This window comes from Methylobacterium sp. J-076 (genome assembly GCF_022829405.1).
In the GTDB taxonomy this organism is placed as follows: domain Bacteria; phylum Pseudomonadota; class Alphaproteobacteria; order Rhizobiales; family Beijerinckiaceae; genus Methylobacterium.
The window spans coordinates 1-3,683 of record NZ_JAKSXW010000001.1 but is presented as its reverse complement, the minus strand read 5'-3'; the positions used below and the strand labels follow the sequence as shown (position 1 = coordinate 3,683).

The window sequence follows — 3,683 nt, the reverse complement described above, 5'->3', positions numbered from 1 at the left end:
ACGACGTCGCGGCCTACAGGGTCCGCAACACCATCGAGCGCTGCTTCAACAAGCTCAAGCACTTCCGGCGCATCGCCACGCGTTTCGACCGACGCGCCGTCCACTACCTCGGCTTCCTCCACATCGCCGCTGCCCTGCTCTGGATGCGGTGAATGTCGATTCAGCCTAGCCGTACTGACCGCCCTCCCCCGCATGCCGGACTCACCATTTGTCCTGCCCGCCGTGCGTGGCTCCGGTAGCTTTGCTAGCCTCTCCGACGCCTTGGAGCGGATCGTTGGGCGGGTGGGTCTGGAGGGCGTCTCCGCTCACACCCTGCGGCACTCATTTGCCTCGACGGCGGGCGATCTCGGCTACAGCGAGTCCACAATCGGCGCGATGCTGGGCCACGCCGGGCACGGGGTAACCTCACGCTACATCCACCATCTCGACGCGGTGCTGCTCGCGGCCGCGGACCGGGTCGCGATGCAAATCGCAGGAGCGATGGCAGGTAAATATATCCTCGTTGAAGATATATAGGTTCACCCCCTAACTCCCAAAAATCTCTATATAAAGATCTTGAACTCTTTCTATCTCGGACGGAGTAAGGAGTGAAAACTCGCCTTCTCTTGCTCTCTTGCTAAACACCCCGTGTCCTTGCCGAAGAAATCTTAGCATTAAATCGATCGTTCGCTCGCCCATATCTACGATCTCAGTCACCTCCCTGTGAAACTCATCCCGGTGCTCCAGAAAAGACAACTCTTCTGGAAGCTCTTTTTCAACAGATCTTTGTATGCATTTGAATAAATACTCGCAATGTGCTGTGGCGTCGAAATATCTATAATAGTCAGAAGTTTCCATTTGAACTTCTATGTTGCCTCGATCAGTCGATTTCCACTCTATAAGTTCAAGTAAAGGCCTCGATATGATCTCAAGAGTATCTTTGTATCGAGCAATATCATCCAGAATGACACTAGAGATAGGAAAAACTATTTCTTTAGGAGTATAGCCAAACTCAGCAAGAACGTGGTGCAAAAGAAAACGATGGATCCTACCATTTCCATCCTCAAACGGGTGTATGTAAACAAACCCAAAAGCTATACATGCTGCGGCAAGCACCGGATGAAATTCAAGGATTTTAGATATCGAATTAAAGTGCTCCACCCCTCTAAGAAGCCCATTCAAATCCTTTGCGTTAGCACTGATATGCTCGGGCTCTGGATGACCAAAAGCATCGTGCCTGCCAACGAACCCTCCTTCATCTCGCAATCCGACCCTTACTAAGCGATCATCGCCAATTAATTCTTTTTGGAGCTCAATTAGTTTGCTGGTTGTAAGCTCAATTTGCCCAGCTTTGCTTATAACATTTCCCCAGCGAGCAATACGGGATTTTGGTGGATGCTCTCCTTCTATAGCAAAAGAAGCTTTAGAATCGCTCAATAGCAAAAATGCAGCTGCTCTCGCAATAAGCTCCCTTGGGGCGCTACTTACAATAGCCTTAGCTTTGCTTGATAATCTTAAATTTATGAATTCGTCAATTTTATGAGTTTTAAAAACAGTCGGGCAGAACAATCTAGTTCCTGGAATATTGTCTCTTATCCTAAATCTTTTCTCATTGAAATACTCTTTTGCGGCATATTGCTGCTTTGTATCAATAGCTTCGACGTATGCACCCGCTGTTACAGCTTGAATATACAGCTCTCCGTTCCCAAGCCATTCGTAGAAAAAGCACAGCCGACGAATATAGGCACTTGTTGGCTTCGCAATAGCTGCCTTCTCAAGCTCCTTTTTGTCGAATTTTTTGAACACGTGAGCAAGCGTAAGGAAAGAAACACCCTCGTGCTTCAAAGCAAAAACTAGATGGTCTATTGTACTATTTGAAGATCGAAAAGCATTTGGGTATATTACCCAGCCGTCTTCTTTTCTCCGGATATTTTTTGGAGATATCGCTGCCATTTCATGATGAAGCGGCACATTCAGGTTAAATTTTTCTATCAGCGCGCTATATCCGACTAGGTAGGCCGACACGGGCAATCGGCGCCCGCGAAACGTCGTGATCAGCTGACCGTCCTGCTCATTAGCGCTCGGTACGGATGTCTGCATGGCCGTCAAAAACCCTCACAACGCGATAAAAAAGGTAACCAGGATACCAGTTCCGATAATTTTTGTAAGTGACGAGTTTCGTCACGAAAATCGTGGTGCCTTATAAAAATTTGCGGAGGGAAAGGCTGAAGCGTCTTGAACGCACGGCCTCGCACAAGTCCCATCCAAGGAAGATTCGCCCCTGGATGGCGTGCTTGCCCAAAGTGTGACACGGCACGTAAGCGATTGATCCGTGGGACAACTCAGCCAGCGGCAGCCTTCCGAAGTCTGACACCCGGCCCCTCGCCGTTCTCCTTGATGAAGATGACGCCGGCGGCTACCAAAAACGCAGCAGATAACCACCACCCAACACGAGAACGATAAGGGTCACGACCGAAAGGGCGATCTTTTGACCCGACACGGATATGCCGTTGGCGCGGCGTTGATTGGCCCGAGGCTTGAAGGCCAAGACCTTCGGATCTGATAGGTGCTGAGTCAGGCTGTCGGGTAGCTTGCGCTTCCTGCGACTCACTTCAGGTAGCCCTTCGCCTTGAGGTGCTCGATCATGAGCGACTCTATTAGGGCAGCAAGCGACCGGTTGTCCTCAGCAGCAGCCTTTTCCGCAGCTGCCTTCACCGATGGCCTCATGCGCACTTGGAAGACCGCTGTCTTCTTCTCTTCCAGCACCATTGTATATCGGACCGATTGACAAGCGCGGATCGGCCGTGATTGTATGTCGGTGCGTCATACAACGCAACGGCCCGCAACGGTGTTTGCACCACCGCGCGGGCCTGACCACGAACTGGAAGGGCTTCACAGTCATGGCTATTCACCACCTTACACCGCCCATTTGCGGCGGTGAACGCCCGCGCTTGCCTTTCGCACAGCGTGGCCCCGTCACCATCGCCCTCGCGGCCATGCAAGCCGCCGATCCCGACCGCCAGCGCCTCAGCGACCTGCGCCGCCGGATCGCCGAGCGGATCGAGGCCGACATCGCCTTGCTGGACGCGCTCAACGAGCAGCATGCCCCCGGCAATGGGAGGTCCGCATGAACGCCCCCGCGAACCGGCGCGGATTCCTGCGCAGCCTCACCACTCTGCCACTGATCGGTGGCGGGATCACTCTGATCGGCGCACCGTCAGCCGTCGCCGAGCCAGTCACGGAACGGTTGCTCCGCGAGTACCACGACTGGCTGATGTTCGAGCGATCCGAGTTGGCGCGTGAGATCGGTGGTGGCGTTCGCTCTCGGCTTAGCATCGACGGTGTGTTTGGTTCGGCCCTGCGCTGGCATCGGTCGCGCGGTCACATAGGGTCGGACAGCGAAGGACGGCCGATGGGCGACGGGGTATCCTTCCCTTCGACCAGGGCAGCGCTCGTGCTCAGCACAGTCGGCTGCGATTGGCGGGAGGGCGCAGCATGGCTGTGAACGCCTCCACCCGACGCGCTGCCCTCGGCGCCATCCTCGCAGCACCGCTGGCATCTGCGCCGGCTGCGGCCACCCCTAGCCCCACACGGGCGCTGGCGCGGCTAGTTCACCGCTACGAGCGCCTTTACCAATCGCTCGTTCAGGAAGGCGAGCGGTTGGATGGGAGCGGCTGGCTGGATGACGGGACCCACTCAAGACT

6 protein-coding genes are annotated in these 3,683 nt (G+C 54.3%); 4 read left to right on the top strand and 2 right to left on the bottom strand.

From position 1 onward, the window contains the following. Positions 1-192 precede the first annotated feature (192 nt). On the top strand, positions 193-516 hold the full coding sequence (locus MKK53_RS00030; protein ID WP_279598741.1) for a tyrosine-type recombinase/integrase: 324 nt from the start codon (positions 193-195) through the stop codon (positions 514-516). A gap of 9 nt (positions 517-525) precedes the next feature. On the opposite strand, the gene MKK53_RS00025 is transcribed toward MKK53_RS00030, so the two are convergent. Together MKK53_RS00025 and MKK53_RS00020 are read right to left on the bottom strand one after the other, a co-directional pair. Next, a complete protein-coding gene (locus MKK53_RS00025) occupies positions 526-2,004 on the bottom strand; it encodes a Fic family protein (protein ID WP_243925709.1) in 1,479 nt (492 codons plus the stop codon). A gap of 582 nt (positions 2,005-2,586) precedes the next feature. After that, a complete protein-coding gene (locus MKK53_RS00020; protein ID WP_243925707.1) occupies positions 2,587-2,748 on the bottom strand; it encodes a hypothetical protein in 162 nt (53 codons plus the stop codon). A gap of 182 nt (positions 2,749-2,930) precedes the next feature. Here MKK53_RS00020 and MKK53_RS00015 point away from each other — a divergent pair, with 182 nt between their 5' ends. The 3 genes from MKK53_RS00015 to MKK53_RS00005 all read left to right on the top strand — a co-directional run. Further along, on the top strand, positions 2,931-3,110 hold the full coding sequence (locus MKK53_RS00015; protein ID WP_243925705.1) for a hypothetical protein: 180 nt from the start codon (positions 2,931-2,933) through the stop codon (positions 3,108-3,110). Next, positions 3,107-3,484, top strand: coding sequence for a hypothetical protein (locus tag MKK53_RS00010; RefSeq protein WP_243925703.1), 378 nt, complete (start codon positions 3,107-3,109; stop codon positions 3,482-3,484). Before MKK53_RS00015 ends, MKK53_RS00010 begins: the two co-directional genes overlap by 4 nt. Next, positions 3,475-3,683 (top strand): hypothetical protein (locus MKK53_RS00005; RefSeq protein WP_243925701.1); only part of this gene is annotated, 209 nt, incomplete at its 3' end. The genes MKK53_RS00010 and MKK53_RS00005, both read left to right, overlap by 10 nt.

Bases quoted from the DNA above. Each gene is read 5' to 3' on its own strand.
- MKK53_RS00030 (WP_279598741.1), top strand. From the start codon at position 193: ATGCCGGACTCACCATTTGTCCTGCCCGCCGTGCGTGGCTCCGGTAGC.
- MKK53_RS00020 (WP_243925707.1), bottom strand. From the start codon at position 2,748: ATGGTGCTGGAAGAGAAGAAGACAGCGGTCTTCCAAGTGCGCATGAGG.
- MKK53_RS00010 (WP_243925703.1), top strand. From the start codon at position 3,107: ATGAACGCCCCCGCGAACCGGCGCGGATTCCTGCGCAGCCTCACCACT.